Raw genomic sequence first — 15,820 nt, forward strand, 5'->3', positions numbered from 1 at the left:
GTGAAAACATCCCTGTCCATCCTCAGCCTGCTGCTGTTGCTCACAGGTACTGCGACCCTTCCGTCGACCGCTGCTGCACAACCCCCGGCCCAGGTTCAACGCGACCCGTCCAAGCTGCACCTTGCCTCTGGCAGCGCCCTGCTGATCGACCTGAACACTAACCAGGAGCTGTATTCGAGCCACGCCGACCGCGTGGTGCCGATTGCCTCGGTGACCAAACTGATGACGGCGATGGTAGTGCTGGATGCCAAGCAGCCCATGGATGAGATGCTCACCATGACCATTGCCAACAACCCGGAAATGAAAGGCGTGTATTCGCGTGTGCGCCTGGGCAGCCAGCTCGACCGCCGCGAAACATTGCTGATTACCCTGATGTCTTCGGAAAACCGTGCGGCCAACACCTTGGCCAACCATTACCCCGGCGGCTACCCGGCGTTCATCAAGGCAATGAATGCCAAGGCCCGCAGCCTGGGCATGGCGCATACCCGCTACGTCGAGCCGACCGGCCTGTCGACGCAGAACGTATCCAGCGCCCGCGACCTGGCCAAGCTGCTGATGGCCTCGCGCAAGTACCCGATGCTGAGTGAACTGTCGACCACCCGCGAGAAGACCGTGGCCTTCCGCAAGCCCAACTACACCCTGGGCTTCCGCAACACCGACCACCTGGTGAACAAGAGCAACTGGGACATCAAGCTGACCAAGACCGGCTTCACCAATGAAGCCGGGCACTGCCTGGTGCTGCTGACCCGCATGGACAACCGCCCGGTAGCCATGGTCATTCTCGATGCCTTTGGCAAGTACACCCACTTCGCCGATGCCAGCCGCATGCGCCAGTGGCTGGAAACCGGTGCCGCCAAGCCGGCACCGGCGGTGGCCATGCAGTACAAGGCGGAGCGGCAGAACAAGGGGCGCCTGGCGGCCGAGTGAGCTGAGCCAGAAATGATAGGGCCCTGAACGGGCCCTATCGCAGCCCCAAGGTTTCAAGCCGTGGCGCTGACCATCCCGCCCGCACTGCTGCCGCCCTCTTGCTGCAACAGCTCCAGCAACTGCGCCGTGGCCGCCATGATCTGCCCGTTGATGGTGGCAATGCTCGCCTGCTTGGCCCCCACTGCAGCCGCCTTGGCAGCCTCGTCCATCTTGCTGTTCTGCAACGCAGCCAACTGCTTCTGCTCCTCGGCCAGTTGCTTCTGCAGATCCTTGATCAGTTGACGCAGCTCGGTAACCGCCTGCGAGTCGCCACTGTCTTCACTGTCGGTGGATTGCGCCTGGCTACCCGCTGAGACCCTCATGCTGTCACTGCTGATACTCAACGGGCCCAGTGCCTCACCGGCCTGTTTTGCCTGTTCGCGTTCAGTAGCTGCGTTCGCGCTCAGCGTCTGCGCTGAGACGCCATTGATCATCAGGTTGCTTGCCGTAATTCCGCTCATGTCGATTCCCTGCCAGAAAGATCGGTCCTTGCCGTAACCCCCCCTATCGGCCGCCTCACGCAGTTCTTTAGCCCGCTTAAATTCCCCCTCGTCTGGCTCGTTCCAACTCATGTACTTGCGCAGGAGCCGGAGCCCCGGCGGGCGTCCAAATTCGACCATTCAGGGAATCGCAGCCATGAGCCAGCCCTCACAGCAGGAAACCATCAAAGATCTGATCGGCGTGGGCTTCGGCCCTTCCAACCTGGCCCTGGCCATCGCCCTGGAAGAACTCGCCGAGTCCCAGGGCCATGCCCTCGACGCGCTGTTCATCGACAAACAGCAGGACTACCGCTGGCACGGCGAAACCCTGGCCACCCAGAGCGAGTTGCAGATCTCGTTCCTCAAGGACCTGGTGTCGCTGCGTAACCCCACCAGCCCCTACAGCTTCGTCAACTACCTGCACCAGAAGCAGCGCCTGGCCGACTTCATCAACCTCGGCACCTTCTACCCCTGCCGCCTCGAGTACAACGACTACCTGCGCTGGGCCGCCGAGCACTTCGCCACCCAGGCGGTATATGGCGAGGAGGTGCTGCGCATCGAGCCGGAAGTGCACGCGGGTCGGGTCGAGCACTTGCGCCTGGTCTCGCGCGACGCACAAGGCCGCGAATACAGCCGCCGCACCCGTTCGGTGGTGGTCGGCAGCGGCGGCACGCCGAAAATCCCGGAAAAGTTCGGCGCCTTCAAGGACGACCCGCGGGTATTCCATCACTCCCAGTACCTGAGCAGTCTGAACAAGCTGCCGTGCACCACCGGCAAGCCGATGCGCATTGCCGTGATCGGTTCCGGCCAGAGTGCCGCCGAGGCGTTCATCGACCTCAATGACAGCTATCCGTCGGTCAAGGTCGACATGATTCTGCGCGGTTCGGCCCTCAAGCCTGCCGACGACAGCCCGTTCGTCAACGAGATCTTCTCGCCGGACTACACCGACCTGGTCTACAACGAACCGGCCGACCAGCGCAGCAAGCTCCTGGGCGAATACCACAACACCAACTATTCGGTGGTCGACCTCAACCTGATCGAACGCATCTACGGCATCCTCTACCGGCAGAAGGTCGCCCACCAGTACCGCCACAACGTGCTGTGCCGGCGCCAGGTCGAAGCCGTGGTGGCCACTCGCGAAGGCCTGGAACTGACCTTGCGCGACCTCGCCACCGGCCAGCAGCAAACCCACCGCTACGACGCAGTGATCCTCGCCACCGGCTACGAACGCCGCTCGCACCGTGATCTGCTGGCGCCCCTGGCCGGCTACCTGGACGATTTCAACGTCGACCGAAACTACCGCGTGCTGGCCAGTCCCGACCTGCAGGCCTCGGTGTACCTGCAGGGCTTCTGCGAGAACAGCCACGGCCTGAGCGACACCTTGCTCTCGGTGCTGCCGGCACGCGCCGCAGAAATTGGCCGCGCGCTGTACCAGGACCTGGGGCAGTTGCACGGCAAGCCGCAACCGGCAGTGGCCCTGACCCGCGCCTGATCCCTCCTGCCTCATGCCTTCCAGGCCGCCCTTGGCCTGAATCGATTGGGGCCGCTTTGCGGCCCATCGCCGGCAAGCCGGGCTCCCACAGGTACAGCACAGACCTCAAGGTTGCGCGTTCCCTGTGGGAGCCCGGCTTGCCGGCGATGGGCTGCGCAGAGCCCCAATGACAGTGACTGACAGGCATTGGCCTCAACCTTGAAACATTTGCTTGCATTTAAAGCGGCAGGTTTTCGATTCTCATTCGTCTTTATCAGTACAGCCCCTCTTTGGCTGGGCACACGCTCGACTCCCCATTGCAGAAGACCGTCAGATGGCCAAATCACCGAAAAAATCCAAATCCAGGCTGTGGTTCCTGGTCCACAGCTGGCTCGCCTTGCCGATCTGGTTCTTTGTCCTGATCGTCTGCTTCACCGGCATGCTCGCCGTGGTCAGCCAGGAAATCGTCTGGCTGGCCGACCCGGCCGTGCGCGCCAACAAGCCCGGCGCCGACGTCGAGCGCCTGAGCTTCCAGCAACTCCTGGAAGCCCTGCACAAGGCCGAGCCGGACATGGTGGTGGAGCGGCTCAACCAGCCCGACGGTTCGCACTTTGCGGTCAAAGCCAATGTCACCTTGCCTGACGGAACCAGCCCGACACTGTATGTAAACCCCTACACCGGGGCCATCCAGGGCAAGACCCCGGACTTCAACTTCGAAGCCTTCACCCGCGCTCTGCACGGCTGGTGGCTGGTGCCGTTCACCAACGGTTTCAGTTGGGGCTGGTACCTGGTGTCGCTGCTCGGCCTGCCCATGCTGGCTTCGCTGGTCACCGGCCTGGTGGTGTACAAGAAGTTCTGGAAGGGCTTCTTCAAGCCGGTGCGCACCGGCCATGGTTCGCGGATTTTCTGGGGCGACCTGCACCGCCTGGCCGGGGTCTGGTCGATCTGGTTCATTGCGGTCATTTCCATCACCGGTACCTGGTTCCTGATCCAGGCGATCCTGGCCGACAACCACATCACCATTTCCAGCCGGCCCGTCGTGCCGGTGATCGCCCGTGAGGACGTGCCGCAAACCCCGACTGGCAGCCCGGCACCGCGCATCGACCTGGATGAAGCGGCACGCATTGCCGGCCTGGCGATCCCGGGGCTGGAAATCAACTTCATCTCGCTACCGGCCACCGCCTACAGCCACGTCACCCTGGCCGGGCCGGGCTGGTACCCGCTGATGTTCCAGAGCGCTTCGGTAAACCCCTACACGCGCAATGTCGACAGCCAGTTCCTGATCAGCGACCGCTCGGCGCTGGAGTTCGTCACCGAGTCCATGCGCCCTCTGCACACCGGTGATTTCGGCGGCCTGCCGATCAAGCTGGTGTGGTTCTTCTTCGGCCTGGTCCTCACCCTGATGGTGTTCAGCGGCTTGCTGATCTGGACCAAGCGCACCGCCCAGGCCACCGCCGCCGCCCTCAAGCGCAGCGAGCGCACGCCGCGCATGACGCGCAATGCCCCCCCCGTGGAGATCCGCCCATGAGCCAGGCCCAAGCCGTGCCCGCCAGCCCGCTGAAGCAACGATGGCTGAAGTGGCGTTTTCACCTGAACATCCTGCTGATCCTCATCCCGCTGGGCTTCATGCCCAAGTACTTCGCCGACGCCAAGCTGTTCCGCGGCGAAGCGGGCCTCGGCGCCAATGTGATCAGCGACATCCAGGTCGGCCCCTATACCCTGGACCTGGCCGAACTGCGTGACGAGCCCCCCCGCGCCGACGGCCCGGCCGGCCACTTCAAGGTCTTCAATGCATCGCTGTGCAAGGCCTGCATCAACGGCGTCAAGGCAGCCTACCTGCGCATCGGCAAGCCGCGCAGCCTGCGCGCCGCCGGCACCATTTTCTTCGGTGCACCGTACAACATGGGCACCTCGTTACCGATCCCGCCACGCACCAAGCCCGATGCGCAGATCTGGATCACCCTGGAAGGCTGGGACGGCAGCATGCACCAGGCGTCGGTCCCGCTGGCCAAGGCATCGCCAGCCACCGTGGCCTGGCTCGAGAAACAAGGAGGCAAGAAATGAAGCACGTGATGCGCACCCTCACCCTGCCCTTGCTGGTGCTGGCCGCTGGCCCGGCCCTGGCGCACAACCCGATGTGCGAATGCGAAGAACTGGCCAGCGGCCAGGTCAAGTGCACCGGCGGTTTCTCGGACGGCAGCGGTGCCCCCGGGGTAACCCTGGATGTGATCGGCTACGACGAACAGGTGCTGGTCGGCGGCAAGCTCGGTGATGACTCGACCCTCACCTTCAAGCGCCCGGACGGCGAATTCTACGTGCTGTTCGATGCCGGCCCCGGGCACGTGGTTGAAGTCGACTATGCCGATATCGCCCAGCCATGAGCCGCGCCCAAGTTATCCGCCCGGCCGGTGCCGGGCACGAAACCCTTTACGTGCTGCTGGTCAGCCTGCTGATCGTGGTACTCGCGGCCAGCGTGGTGCTGCTGCGCGGCGAACGTGAGGACGAACAGGCCATTGCCAGCCACCAGATCGACGCCCGTCGCGACCTCACCGCCGCCGAGCAAGGCCTGTACACCGACCTGCGGGTGGCCTTCGACGAGATCCTGCTGCTACGTGAAGAAAACGCCGCCGCGCCCAGCGTACAGGCCCTGGCCGAGGAGGGCCTGCCGCCGTTCGTGGTCGATGCCGGCAGCCAGAGCCGCGGCAGCCACCAATGGTCGTGGCTGGAACCCGGGGCCTACCTGGGCCGCAGCCAGGCCCCGGAAGTGGCCGGCAGCCTGCTGCTGATCCTGCCGGCCGACAGCACCGGCCAGGCCGATGTCTGGCTGCGCCGGGACAGCGCCGCCCTGCCCCCGGACGACCTCGGCCAGGCCGCCCTGATCGCCGCCGGCTGGCAGCAGGTGGTCAGCCACTACGACGCCGGGGTCACCCGCGAACACCGTCACTGAACCCAAGGACTCCCCCATGCTCCGCTCCGCCCTCGCCCTGCTCCTGGCCCTTGCCCTGCCGGCACTGGCCCTGGCCGATAACGGCAAGCCGCTGCGCATCGGCATCACCCTGCACCCCTACTACAGCTACGTGAGCAACATCGTCGGCGACAAGGCCGAAGTGGTGCCGCTGATTCCGGCAGGTTTCAACCCCCATGCCTACGAACCACGGGCCGAGGACATCAAACGCATCGGCACACTGGACGTGGTGGTGCTCAATGGCGTCGGCCATGACGATTTCGCCGACCGCATGATCGCCGCCAGCGAAAAGCCCGGCATCAACACCATCGAGGCCAACCAGAACGTACCGTTGCTGGCAGCCACCGGCATTGCTGCCCGCGGCGCCGGCAAGGTGGTCAACCCGCACACCTTCCTGTCGATCAGCACCACCATCGCCCAGGTCAACAACATTGCCCGCGAACTGGGCAAGCTCGACCCGGACAATGCCAGGCTGTACACGCAAAACGCCCGTGCCTATGCCAAGCGCCTGCGCACATTGCGTGCCGACGCACTGGCCAAGGTCACCGAGGCCCCCAGCGCCACCTTCCGCGTCGCCACCATTCATGCTGCCTACGACTACCTGGTGCGCGACTTCGGCCTGGAGGTGACCGCGGTGGTCGAGCCAGCCCATGGCATCGAACCCAGTCCGGCCCAGCTGAAGAAGACCATCGACCAGCTCAAGGCGCTGGACGTGCGGGTGATCTTCTCGGAAATGGACTTTCCATCGGCCTATGTCGAAACCATCCAGCGTGAATCCGGCGTGCGCCTGTACCCACTGACGCACATTTCCTACGGCGAATACACCAAGGACAAGTACGAGGTGGAGATGAAGCGCAACCTCGACACCGTGGTCCGCGCCATTCAGGAGAACCGCGCATGACCGCCGCCGCCAACCTGGTGGCAGCCTGCGGGCCGCGCATCGAGTTCGCCGGCATCGACCTGACCCTGGGCCGCACCCGCATCCTCGAACAGGTCAGCTTCAACGTCGCCGCTGGCAGCGTGCATGCCATCGTCGGCCCCAACGGCGGCGGCAAGAGCTCGCTGATCAAGACCCTGCTCGGGCAAATGCCGCACCAGGGCCAGCTGACCCTGCACTGGCCCGGCGAACGCGAAGTGATCGGCTATGTGCCGCAGGCACTGGAGTTCGACCGTGGCCTGCCGATGACCGTGGACGACTTCATGGCTGCCATGTGCCAGCGCCGCCCCGCCTTCCTCGGCCTGTCGCGCCGTGTGCAGCCGGCCATCGACGCGGCCCTGGCACAGGTCGGCATGCTGGACAAGCGCAAACGGCGCATGGGCGCGCTGTCTGGCGGCGAACGCCAGCGCGTGCTGCTGGCCCAGGGCCTGATCCCCGAGCCGCAACTGCTGGTGCTGGACGAGCCGATGTCGGCCCTTGATGAAGCCGGCATCCAGGTGTTCGAGCAACTGCTGCTGGGCTGGCGCCAGGCCGGCACCACCGTGCTGTGGATCGAGCACGATCTGGAGGCCGTGCTGCGCCTGGCCGACCGGGTTACCGGCCTGAGCCGCCAGGTACTGTTCGACGCCCCACCCGCCCAGGCCCTGACCCCGGAGCGCCTGCTTGGCCTGTTCTCCGTTCACCCGCGTAGCGAGAGCCTTGCCTGATGAGTTTTGAAACCTTTCGCCAAACGGTCCAGGACTGGGCCACTGCCGGCTACCTGCCCGAGGCGCTGGCCTACGGCTTCGTGGTCAACGCTCTGCTGGCCGGCCTGATGATCGGCCCGGTGCTGGGCGGCCTGGGCACCCTGGTGGTGGTCAAGCGCTTTGCCTTCTTCTCCGAGGCAGTCGGCCATGCCGCGCTGACCGGCGTGGCCATCGGCATCCTGCTGGGCGAGCCCTACACCGGCCCCTATGGCAGCCTGTTCGGCTACTGCCTGCTGTTCGGCATCTTGCTCAACTTCCTGCGCAATCGCACCGGGCTATCGCCGGACACGCTGATCGGCGTGTTCCTGTCGGTGTCGCTGGCGCTGGGCGCCAGCCTGCTGCTGATGCTGGCGGGCAAGATCAACGTGCACATCCTCGAGAACGTGCTGTTCGGCTCGGTGCTGACCGTCAGCGGCCAGGACCTGGTGGTGCTGGGCATCGTCGCGGCGCTGGTGCTGGTGCTGGCCGTGCCGCTGTACAACCGTATCATGCTGGCCAGTTTCAACCCGCAACTGGCGGCCGTGCGCGGCGTGGCGGTGAAAACCCTGGACTACCTGTTCGTGGTACTGGTGACCCTGGTCACCGTCGCCTCGGTGAAGGTGATCGGGGCGATCCTGGTCGGGGCGCTGCTGGTAATTCCCGCTGCCGCCGCACGCTTGGTCAGCCAGTCGCTGAAGGGCTTTTTCTTCCTGTCGGTGCTGATCGCCACGCTGAGCACGCTGCTCGGCATCCTGCTGCCGATCGTTTTCGACCTGCCGGTGCCGTCCGGCGCCGCGATCATCCTGGTGGCCGGCATCTGCTTCGCCCTCGCGGCGCTGGCCCGCGCCCTCGTCCCCCGCCTGCAAGGAAACCCGGCATGAACCTGAAACGCCTGACTCTGGTACTGGCCCTGGCCGGCCTGCCGTCGTTGTCTTTCGCCACGCAAGTGCTGACCACCCTGCCCGTCACCCACAGCCTGGCCAGCGCCCTGCTCGACGGCACAGCGGTGCAGCTCACACGTGCAGCGCCCGCCAACCTGCCGGCCAGCCGCCAGCCGTCCTATTTCAGCGGGCGCGGTGGTGCCGGCCTGCACAAGGCCGCGCAGCAGGCCGACGCGGTGATCGGCGTGCGCTCGATCTGGCGTGACGACCCGCTGTACCCGATGGCCCGGCGCAGCAATATCCGGATCGTCGAGATCGACGCCGCCCGGCCGTTGGATGGCGCGCTGCCGGGTATTGCGGTGAACGGTGACGAGGCCTATGGCGCCTACCCCTGGCTCAACCCGAGCAACTTCGGGCGCATGGCCGATGTGGTGGCCAATGACCTGGAACGGTTGGCACCAGACGACAAGGCGAAGATCCAGGGCAACCTGGCGGGGCTCAAGCGCCAGTTGCTGGAGCTGTCAGCCAGCAGCCAGACGCGATTGGCCAAAGTCGACAATCTGACGGTGGTGAGCTTGTCGGAGCGGCTGGGTTATCTGGCCAGCGGGTTGAACCTCGACGTGGTCGAGCAACCGTTGCCGGCCGAGTGGGATGCGGCTGCGCTGAAAGCACTGGGTGACAATCTGAAGGCGCAGGATGTGGCACTGGTGCTGGACCACCGGCAGCCGGAGGCGGCTGTGGCCGAGGTGATCAAGGCAGCCGGGGCGAAGCTGGTGGTGGTGGAAAGTGACCCTGAGGATGCGCTTGCCGGATTGAAGGCCAGTGTGGATCAGGTGGTTGGGGCATTGGCCGAAAGCTGATAGCGCCTATGCCGGCCTCTTCGCGGGCTTGCCCGCTCCCACAGGTACCTCACTGCTCTCTGGCCCTGTGCTATTCCTGTGGGAGCGGGCAAGCCCGCGAAGAGGCCGGTGCAAAACGTAGACAGCTAACGCTTCATGCACCGCTGATAGCGCTCATCCACCCGCCCGGCAAACCACGCCGTGGTCAGCTTGCGGGTGATCTTCGGGCTTTTCAGCTGGATCCCCGGCAGCACCGCCCGTGGCAGCGGCTTGCCGGCCGCGGCCTCCGCCAGCGCAAACACCCCGTTGTACAGCTTGCTGTCCTCGAAGGCCAAGCTATCGCCCTCCTCCAGCTGGCTGCGAATCTGCGGGTTGCGCAACCCAAGCTTCGCCCCCAGCTTGCGCGCTGCCTGTTCGGTAGTGCCCGGCATGATCGAGCCCGGCGCTACCAGATCGCCGTCCAGCGCCAGCGTCACCCCCGTCGCCTTGCTCAGTGCCGCCTGAAATGCCGCATTGCGACTGGCGTACCAGCCCGCGTTGAAATCGGCAAAGCGATACAGCTGGCGATCGTAGTTGGCCGAATAGCCTAGCAAGTGGGCGATACCGAAATACATGCCGCCGCGCCGGGTGAACACTTCCTGGCGAATGCTGCCGTCGTGGCTGTAGGGGTAATCCCGCGCATGCTTTTCGGCGAAGTCGATGCTGACCTGCATCGGCCCACCGGTATGCACCGGGTTCAGCCCGCCCAACAAGGTCTTGCCCAGCGGCACGCGAGCGATGACCTCATCGTACAGTTCGCTCAACTGCTTCTCGCTGCGCACCGCCTGCAAGCGTTGCTGGTAGCTCTTGCCGTTACCCGACGGCGTCTTCAGTGCACCGTCGACCAGCAGCTTGGGGATATGCAGGCGCGCGGCGCGGCGGTCGATTTCCTCACGGGCGATACGCCCCAGGTTGGGCACCTGCGGGTCGGCGCTGAAGGTCGACTCCTGCTCGGTCACCGCCAGCACCGCGCACAGGTTGCTCTTGCCGGGGGCAATGCGCTGGGCCTCGAACGCCACCTGAATGTCCCGGGCCCAGCCCTCCCGGTCCTTGGCCTGGGCGGGCAACAGCCGCAGCAGTTGGGCGCGGACCTTGGCCGGGTCCGCCTCGGGCGCTTCCTCACGGCGCCCGGCGCAGCCTTGCAGCAGCGCCAGGGCCATCAACCCGGCAGCCAGTAACCGGCCGTTCAGGGCTGTTCACCGACCAGATAGGTCTTGCTGATGTGGCGGAACAGTGGGTGGCCGGCACTGCCCATAAGCTCGAACAGGACCATTTCGCGGGTCACCACCTGCGCCCCCGCCGCCCGCATGCGCGCCAGGCCTGCGGCCTTGCTCGCCGGGGTACGGCTGTCACAGGCATCCTCGACCACGAACACCTGCTTGCCCAGTGCCAGCAGGCCGAGCACGGTCTGCAGCACACAGACGTGGGTTTCCATGCCGCAGACAATCACTTGCTCCCGGGCCATCAGACTTGCTGGCAGGCACTCGGCGGCCACGCAGGAAAAATGGCTTTTCTCCACCACCTCTGCGGCCGGCGCTGCGGCCAGCAGCTCGGCCAGGGTATGGCCCAGGCCCTTGGGATACTGCTCGGAAATCACCGTCGGCAGTTCCAGCTCGGCCGTCGCCGCCAGCAACCAGCGGGCTCGCGCGCGGGTGCCTTCAGGGTCGCTCATGGCGCCGATGAGTTTTTCCTGGATGTCGACGACCAGCAGCGTGGCCTTGCGGGGATCGATCAGCATTGTCTGCCTCTTGCCTGGGAAAAGGCCTAGCCTCCCCCAGGCAAGCGGTAACGTCAATCAGGCGGACAGCCGAAGCGGTTGCAGCGACGCGGCCAGCGCAGCGAGCACCCGGTCCTCATGTTCATGGATGAAGAAGTGACCGCCGGGGAACATCTGCAGCGAGAACGCGCCGTGGGTTTCCTTGCGCCAGGCCTGCAACTGCTCGTCACTGGCCCGGTCCTGCATGCCGCCCAACACGTGCAGCGGGCACTGCAACGCCGGCCGCTGGCGGTAGGCGTAGGTACCACAGAGCAGGAAGTCGGCGCGCAGGGTGGGCAAGGTCAGGCTCATCAGCTCGGCGTTGGCCAGCACTTCCTCGGGCGTGCCCTGAAGCTCGCGCAACTCGCCGATCAACTCGGCGTCGCTCCTGGGCTCGCGCCAGTTCTTGCCGTCGTAGTCCTCACGGCGGGTCGGCGCTGCGGTGCCGCAGGCGAACAAGGCCAGTGGCGGCGGGCAGCCCAGCGCTTGCAGCTCATGGGCCAGTTCGAAGGCCAGCAATGCGCCCAGGCTATGGCCGAGCAGCGCGTAGGGAGTGCTGGCCGCCAGGCGCTGTTCGGCGGCCAGTTGCCGGGCCAGGGCCTGCATGTCGGTGTGCAGTGGCTCGGCCATGCGCGCACCACGCCCGGGTAGCTCCACCGGGCGTACCTGCAGCCACGCCGGCAGCTTGCGCCGCCAGCGGCTGTAGACCATGGCGCTGGCCCCGGAATACGGCAGGCACAGCAGGTTCAACGCCGTCACTGGGCGGCGGCTTCGGCCATTTTCTGGCGCAGGCTCAGCGGGCGCATGTCGGTCCAGACCTCGTCGATGTAGGCCAGGCAATCCTTCTTCAGGCCGCTCTTGCCGACGGCACGCCAGCCATTGGGGATGGCTTTGTAATCGGGCCAGATCGAGTATTGCTCTTCGTGGTTGACCACTACCTGGAACTGGATATCGTCGCGGTCGAAAACGGAAGTCATTGCCTGTCTCCTTGAGTGATGAATGCCGCTGCGCGCCTGGCGCAGGGGGGCTTTCAAGTAGACGTAGCGTGCGGCGGAAAAATTAGTGGGGCCTGACGCTCCCACGCCGGGATGAAAGATCAGGTATCACGCAGCAGGTCGTGGGTATCGAGCAACCGGAAGGCAACCTGCGGGTTGCGCTCCAGCCCACGACGGATTGCCGCCGGAATCGACTGCCGGGTCTTGCGACACAGCCCGGGCTGGTCGTCCAGTTCGATGACGATGCCGCGCATGGTCCGCACTTCATTGAAGCCAGGGGCGATGTGCACGCGGATGCCAAGGTTTTCGTACATCCGTTGCTGCAGGCGCTGCAGGTCTTCCAGGTCCTTGAGGTTTTCCAGGCGTTCGAGCAGGCGCTTTTCTTCCTGGCGGGTCAGCAGGAGGATGCGCTGGGCTGTCTGCGGGTGGTTGGCCAGGTGTTCGCGGCCACAGTCGCAGGCGCCAGGCGGACAGGGTTGGCGCAGGGGGGGAGAACTGGTCATTGGGCAAGCATAGCCAGTTTTTGTGCCTCTTGTGCGGGCCCTATTGCCGGCAAGCCGGTCCCCCAGGAGTTGCGATGGCCTGAAAAAAGTTTCCTGAGAGGATAAAAAATTTCACAAACCTATAGACCGCCAACCCTGACTTCGCCTATAAATCGCCTAAAGGAAATTTATATTCCTACAAAGAAACAACCCTTCGCCTCCTCGCGAAGCTTCTTTTGCCCTTGTGCCCGATCTGCCCCACTCCATCACGAGGCCTATCCGACATGCACCCCGCTCCCGATCACTTCATCCTGCGCGTCAGCTGCCCGGCCGTGTCCGGCATCGTCGCCGCAGTGACCACCTACCTGGCCGAGCACGGTTGCTACATCAGCGAGATGGCGCAGTTCGACGACGAGGACAACGGGCGCTTCTTCATGCGCGCGGTGTTCCGCTACAACACCGGTGTCACGGGCGACACGCCGCAGCTGGAGGCCGGCTTTGCCGATGTCGCCCAGCGTTTCGACATGCAGTGGAGCCTGCACAGCAGCGCCCGGCCAATGCGCGTGCTGCTGATGGTGAGCAAGTTCGACCACTGCCTGTCCGACCTGCTGTACCGCCATGCCAAGGGCGAACTGGACATGCAGATCACCGCCGTGGTCTCCAACCACCTGGACCTGCGCCCGATGGCCGAGCGCCAGGGCATCCGTTTCGTCTACCTGCCGGTCAGCAAGGACACCAAGGCCGAACAGGAAGCCGCGCTGCTGCGCATCGTCGAGGACACCGGCACCGAACTGGTGGTGCTGGCGCGCTACATGCAGATCCTCTCCGACGATCTGTGCCGCCAGCTGTCGGGCCGGGCGATCAACATCCACCATTCGTTCCTGCCCGGTTTCAAGGGCGCCAAGCCTTATCACCAGGCCTACCAGCGCGGGGTGAAGCTGATCGGCGCCACTGCCCACTACGTTACCAGCGACCTGGACGAAGGCCCGATCATCGAGCAGGAAGTACAACGCGTGGACCATGCCTATGCACCGGACGACCTGGTGGCCATCGGCCGCGACACCGAGACCATCGCCCTGTCCCGCGCCGTGAAGTACCACCTGGAGCACCGGGTGTTCCTGAACCACGACCGCACGGTGATCTTCAAATGAGCGCCATTCCCGGTGTCAAGCTGATCGACGGCAAGGCCACCGCGACGCGGGTGCTGGCCGAGGTGCGCGAGCAGGTTCGGGAACTGCGCCAGGGCGGCGTGCAACCGGGCCTGGCCGTGGTGCTGGCAGGCACCGATGCCGCCAGCCAGGTGTATGTGCGCAACAAGGTGCTGCGTGCTGAGGAGGTGGGTATCCGCTCGCTGGAGCATCGCCTGCCCGCCGACACCAGTCAGGCCCAGCTGCTGGCGCTGATCGAGCGCCTGAACCGCGACCCCGAGGTCAACGGCATCCTGGTGCAACTGCCGTTGCCGGCCCATATCGACGAACACCGCATTCTCCAGGCGATCAGCCCACTGAAGGATGTGGACGGCTTCCACAGCGAGAACATCGGCGGCCTGGCCCAGGGCCGCGATGTGCTCACCCCGTGCACGCCCAGCGGCTGCATGCGCCTGCTGCGCGATGCCTGTGGCGAGCTGCGCGGCAAGCATGCGGTAGTGGTCGGCCGCTCGAACATCGTTGGCAAGCCCATGGCCGCCCTGCTACTGCAGGCGGACTGCACGGTGACCGTGGTGCACTCGCGCAGCCGCGACCTGCCGGCGTTGTGTCGCCAGGCCGACATCCTGGTGGCCGCAGTGGGCAAGCCGAGGCTGATCGGTGCCGACTGGCTCAAGCCCGGCGCGGTGGTGATCGATGTCGGTATCAACCGCATCGATGAAGGCGGCCACAGCCGCCTGGTCGGCGATGTCGACTTCGCCGCCGCGTTGCCCCGGGTGGCGGGTATCACTCCGGTGCCCGGCGGCGTCGGCCCGATGACCATCGCCTACCTGATGAAAAACACCCTGCTCGCCCTCGACCTGCAGCAACAGGCCGCCCACCAGGAGCGCACCACATGCCTTTCGCCCTGCTGAAATACGGCCTGAGCGCCGACTACCCGATGGAGGTCGACCTGCCGCCACCGTGCGAACTCAAGCCACGCTATGACGTGGTGATCATCGGCGGCGGTGGCCACGGCCTGGCAATTGCCTACTACCTGGCCAAATACCACGGTGTCACCAATGTCGCCGTGCTGGAAAAGGCCTATCTGGGCGGCGGCAACACTGCGCGCAACACAGCAGTGATCCGCTCCAACTATCTCACCAGCGAAGGTGTGCGCTTCTACGCAGAATCGGTGCGCATGTTCCAGAACCTGTCGAACGAGTTCGACTTCAACATCATGTATTCCGAGCGCGGCCAGCTCACCCTGGCGCATACCGACGCCACCGTGCGCGCCTTCCGCCAGCGCGCCGAGGTCAACAAGCACTTCGGTGGCCGTACCGAAATGATCGACCGCCAGCAGATCCGCGAACTGGTACCCAGCCTGAACCTGGACCCGGGCCACCTGCCGGTACTGGCCGGCCTGTGGCACATCGACGGCGCTACCGCGCGCCACGACGCGGTGGCCTGGGGCTACGCCAGGCAGGCGGCCAAGCGCGGCGTCGAGATCCACCAGCTGACCGAAGTGCAGGACCTGCTGATCCGTAACGGCCGCATCGAGGCAGTGAAGACCAACCGTGGCACCGTGCAGTGCGGCTGCGTGGTGCAGGCGGTGGCCGGCGCCAGCTCGCTGCTGATGGCCAAGGCCGGCATCCGCGCGCCGATCCACACCTACCCGCTGCAGGCCATGGTCACCCAGCCGTTCAAGCCGTTCCTCGATCCGCTGGTCAGCTCGTCGGCGCTGCACTGCTACGTGCAGCAGACCAGCCGTGGCGAGATCGTCTTTGGTGGCGGCTCCGACCCTTACCCGCTGTACAACACCCGCTCCACCCTCGACCTCAAGGAAAGCCTGCTGGCCCACGCCATCGAGATGTTCCCGTTCATGGCCAACGCCAAGCTGATGCGCCAGTGGGCCGGGATGACCGACATGACCCCGGACTACAGCCCGATCATGGGCCTGTCGCCGGTGCACAACTATTACCTGGACGCCGGCTGGGGCACCTGGGGTTTCAAGGCCACGCCAATCTGCGGCAAGACCATGGCCGAGCTGGTCGCCAGCGGCGGCAAGGTACCGGAGCTGATCGCCCCCTTCGCCCTGGAGCGCTTCAGCCGCTTTCAGCAAGTCAACGAAATGGGCGCCACTGCGGCCAGCCATTAGGAG

19 protein-coding genes are annotated in these 15,820 nt (G+C 65.3%); 13 read left to right on the top strand and 6 right to left on the bottom strand.

The genetic code is table 11. The features are described 5' to 3' along the window. Positions 1 to 927 carry a D-alanyl-D-alanine endopeptidase gene (gene pbpG, locus ACIQYU_RS18290; protein WP_063915020.1) on the top strand — a complete coding sequence of 309 codons (927 nt, stop codon included), beginning with the start codon at positions 1 to 3 and terminating at the stop codon, positions 925 to 927. A gap of 53 nt (positions 928 to 980) precedes the next feature. On the opposite strand, the gene ACIQYU_RS18295 is transcribed toward pbpG, so the two are convergent. Further along, entirely contained in the window at positions 981 to 1,427 is a 447-nt protein-coding gene (locus tag ACIQYU_RS18295; protein WP_233694296.1) for a hypothetical protein, read from the bottom strand. A gap of 175 nt (positions 1,428 to 1,602) precedes the next feature. Here ACIQYU_RS18295 and ACIQYU_RS18300 point away from each other — a divergent pair, with 175 nt between their 5' ends. The 9 genes from ACIQYU_RS18300 to ACIQYU_RS18340 all read left to right on the top strand — a co-directional run bounded on the left by ACIQYU_RS18300 (position 1,603) and on the right by ACIQYU_RS18340 (position 9,284). Next, positions 1,603 to 2,937 (top strand): lysine N(6)-hydroxylase/L-ornithine N(5)-oxygenase family protein, encoded by a 1,335-nt coding sequence (locus ACIQYU_RS18300; protein ID WP_207833708.1) that lies wholly within the window; start codon positions 1,603 to 1,605, stop codon positions 2,935 to 2,937. A 313-nt stretch (positions 2,938 to 3,250) separates the two neighbouring features. Further along, positions 3,251 to 4,444: a PepSY-associated TM helix domain-containing protein gene (locus ACIQYU_RS18305; RefSeq protein WP_402801334.1), complete on the top strand. Its 1,194-nt coding sequence runs from the start codon at positions 3,251 to 3,253 to the stop codon at positions 4,442 to 4,444. Then, positions 4,441 to 4,980 carry a thiamine pyrophosphate-binding protein gene (locus ACIQYU_RS18310; protein WP_207833718.1) on the top strand — a complete coding sequence of 180 codons (540 nt, stop codon included), beginning with the start codon at positions 4,441 to 4,443 and terminating at the stop codon, positions 4,978 to 4,980. The genes ACIQYU_RS18305 and ACIQYU_RS18310 overlap by 4 nt, the downstream gene beginning before the upstream one ends. Beyond that, the gene (locus ACIQYU_RS18315) at positions 4,977 to 5,297 is read left to right on the top strand and encodes a hypothetical protein (protein WP_063915024.1); all 321 of its coding nucleotides are present in this window, start codon (positions 4,977 to 4,979) and stop codon (positions 5,295 to 5,297) included. Before ACIQYU_RS18310 ends, ACIQYU_RS18315 begins: the two co-directional genes overlap by 4 nt. Then, the gene (locus tag ACIQYU_RS18320; RefSeq protein ID WP_207833721.1) at positions 5,294 to 5,863 is read left to right on the top strand and encodes a DUF6162 family protein; all 570 of its coding nucleotides are present in this window, start codon (positions 5,294 to 5,296) and stop codon (positions 5,861 to 5,863) included. The genes ACIQYU_RS18315 and ACIQYU_RS18320 overlap by 4 nt, the downstream gene beginning before the upstream one ends. A gap of 16 nt (positions 5,864 to 5,879) precedes the next feature. Next, on the top strand, positions 5,880 to 6,782 hold the full coding sequence (locus ACIQYU_RS18325; RefSeq protein WP_063915026.1) for a metal ABC transporter substrate-binding protein: 903 nt from the start codon (positions 5,880 to 5,882) through the stop codon (positions 6,780 to 6,782). After that, the gene (locus ACIQYU_RS18330) at positions 6,779 to 7,525 is read left to right on the top strand and encodes a metal ABC transporter ATP-binding protein (protein ID WP_207833723.1); all 747 of its coding nucleotides are present in this window, start codon (positions 6,779 to 6,781) and stop codon (positions 7,523 to 7,525) included. The genes ACIQYU_RS18325 and ACIQYU_RS18330 overlap by 4 nt, the downstream gene beginning before the upstream one ends. Beyond that, entirely contained in the window at positions 7,525 to 8,424 is a 900-nt protein-coding gene (locus ACIQYU_RS18335) for a metal ABC transporter permease (RefSeq protein ID WP_063915028.1), read from the top strand. Before ACIQYU_RS18330 ends, ACIQYU_RS18335 begins: the two co-directional genes overlap by 1 nt. Continuing rightward, positions 8,421 to 9,284, top strand: coding sequence for a metal ABC transporter solute-binding protein, Zn/Mn family (locus tag ACIQYU_RS18340; protein WP_207833735.1), 864 nt, complete (start codon positions 8,421 to 8,423; stop codon positions 9,282 to 9,284). The genes ACIQYU_RS18335 and ACIQYU_RS18340 overlap by 4 nt, the downstream gene beginning before the upstream one ends. 125 nt (positions 9,285 to 9,409) lie before the next feature. Here ACIQYU_RS18340 and ACIQYU_RS18345 read toward each other — a convergent pair whose 3' ends face one another. The 5 genes from ACIQYU_RS18345 to ACIQYU_RS18365 all read right to left on the bottom strand — a co-directional run bounded on the left by ACIQYU_RS18345 (position 9,410) and on the right by ACIQYU_RS18365 (position 12,556). After that, positions 9,410 to 10,462, bottom strand: coding sequence for a DUF1615 domain-containing protein (locus ACIQYU_RS18345; protein WP_233687757.1), 1,053 nt, complete (start codon positions 10,460 to 10,462; stop codon positions 9,410 to 9,412). A 26-nt stretch (positions 10,463 to 10,488) separates the two neighbouring features. Further along, positions 10,489 to 11,040 (bottom strand): hydrolase, encoded by a 552-nt coding sequence (locus ACIQYU_RS18350; RefSeq protein ID WP_402801341.1) that lies wholly within the window; start codon positions 11,038 to 11,040, stop codon positions 10,489 to 10,491. Positions 11,041 to 11,097: 57 nt separating this feature from the next. Then, the gene (locus ACIQYU_RS18355) at positions 11,098 to 11,817 is read right to left on the bottom strand and encodes a thioesterase II family protein (RefSeq protein ID WP_402801344.1); all 720 of its coding nucleotides are present in this window, start codon (positions 11,815 to 11,817) and stop codon (positions 11,098 to 11,100) included. Beyond that, positions 11,814 to 12,035 carry an MbtH family protein gene (locus ACIQYU_RS18360; RefSeq protein WP_003256222.1) on the bottom strand — a complete coding sequence of 74 codons (222 nt, stop codon included), beginning with the start codon at positions 12,033 to 12,035 and terminating at the stop codon, positions 11,814 to 11,816. The genes ACIQYU_RS18355 and ACIQYU_RS18360 overlap by 4 nt, the downstream gene beginning before the upstream one ends. 119 nt (positions 12,036 to 12,154) lie before the next feature. Beyond that, positions 12,155 to 12,556 carry a hypothetical protein gene (locus ACIQYU_RS18365; protein ID WP_063915033.1) on the bottom strand — a complete coding sequence of 134 codons (402 nt, stop codon included), beginning with the start codon at positions 12,554 to 12,556 and terminating at the stop codon, positions 12,155 to 12,157. A 263-nt stretch (positions 12,557 to 12,819) separates the two neighbouring features. Between ACIQYU_RS18365 and purU the strand changes: the two genes are divergently transcribed. Genes purU through ACIQYU_RS18380 form a run of 3 tightly spaced genes read left to right on the top strand, consistent with a single transcriptional unit; the run spans position 12,820 to position 15,817 of the window. Next, positions 12,820 to 13,686, top strand: a complete 867-nt coding sequence (gene purU, locus ACIQYU_RS18370) for a formyltetrahydrofolate deformylase (protein WP_013973142.1) — start codon at positions 12,820 to 12,822, stop codon at positions 13,684 to 13,686. Continuing rightward, the gene (gene folD / locus ACIQYU_RS18375; RefSeq protein WP_402801349.1) at positions 13,683 to 14,594 is read left to right on the top strand and encodes a bifunctional methylenetetrahydrofolate dehydrogenase/methenyltetrahydrofolate cyclohydrolase FolD; all 912 of its coding nucleotides are present in this window, start codon (positions 13,683 to 13,685) and stop codon (positions 14,592 to 14,594) included. The genes purU and folD overlap by 4 nt, the downstream gene beginning before the upstream one ends. Beyond that, positions 14,576 to 15,817 carry an FAD-dependent oxidoreductase gene (locus ACIQYU_RS18380; RefSeq protein WP_207833773.1) on the top strand — a complete coding sequence of 414 codons (1,242 nt, stop codon included), beginning with the start codon at positions 14,576 to 14,578 and terminating at the stop codon, positions 15,815 to 15,817. Before folD ends, ACIQYU_RS18380 begins: the two co-directional genes overlap by 19 nt. The last annotated feature ends 3 nt before the right edge of the window (positions 15,818 to 15,820 follow it).

The sequence above is a fragment of the Pseudomonas sp. NPDC096925 genome (assembly GCF_044762545.1).
In the GTDB taxonomy this organism is placed as follows: domain Bacteria; phylum Pseudomonadota; class Gammaproteobacteria; order Pseudomonadales; family Pseudomonadaceae; genus Aquipseudomonas.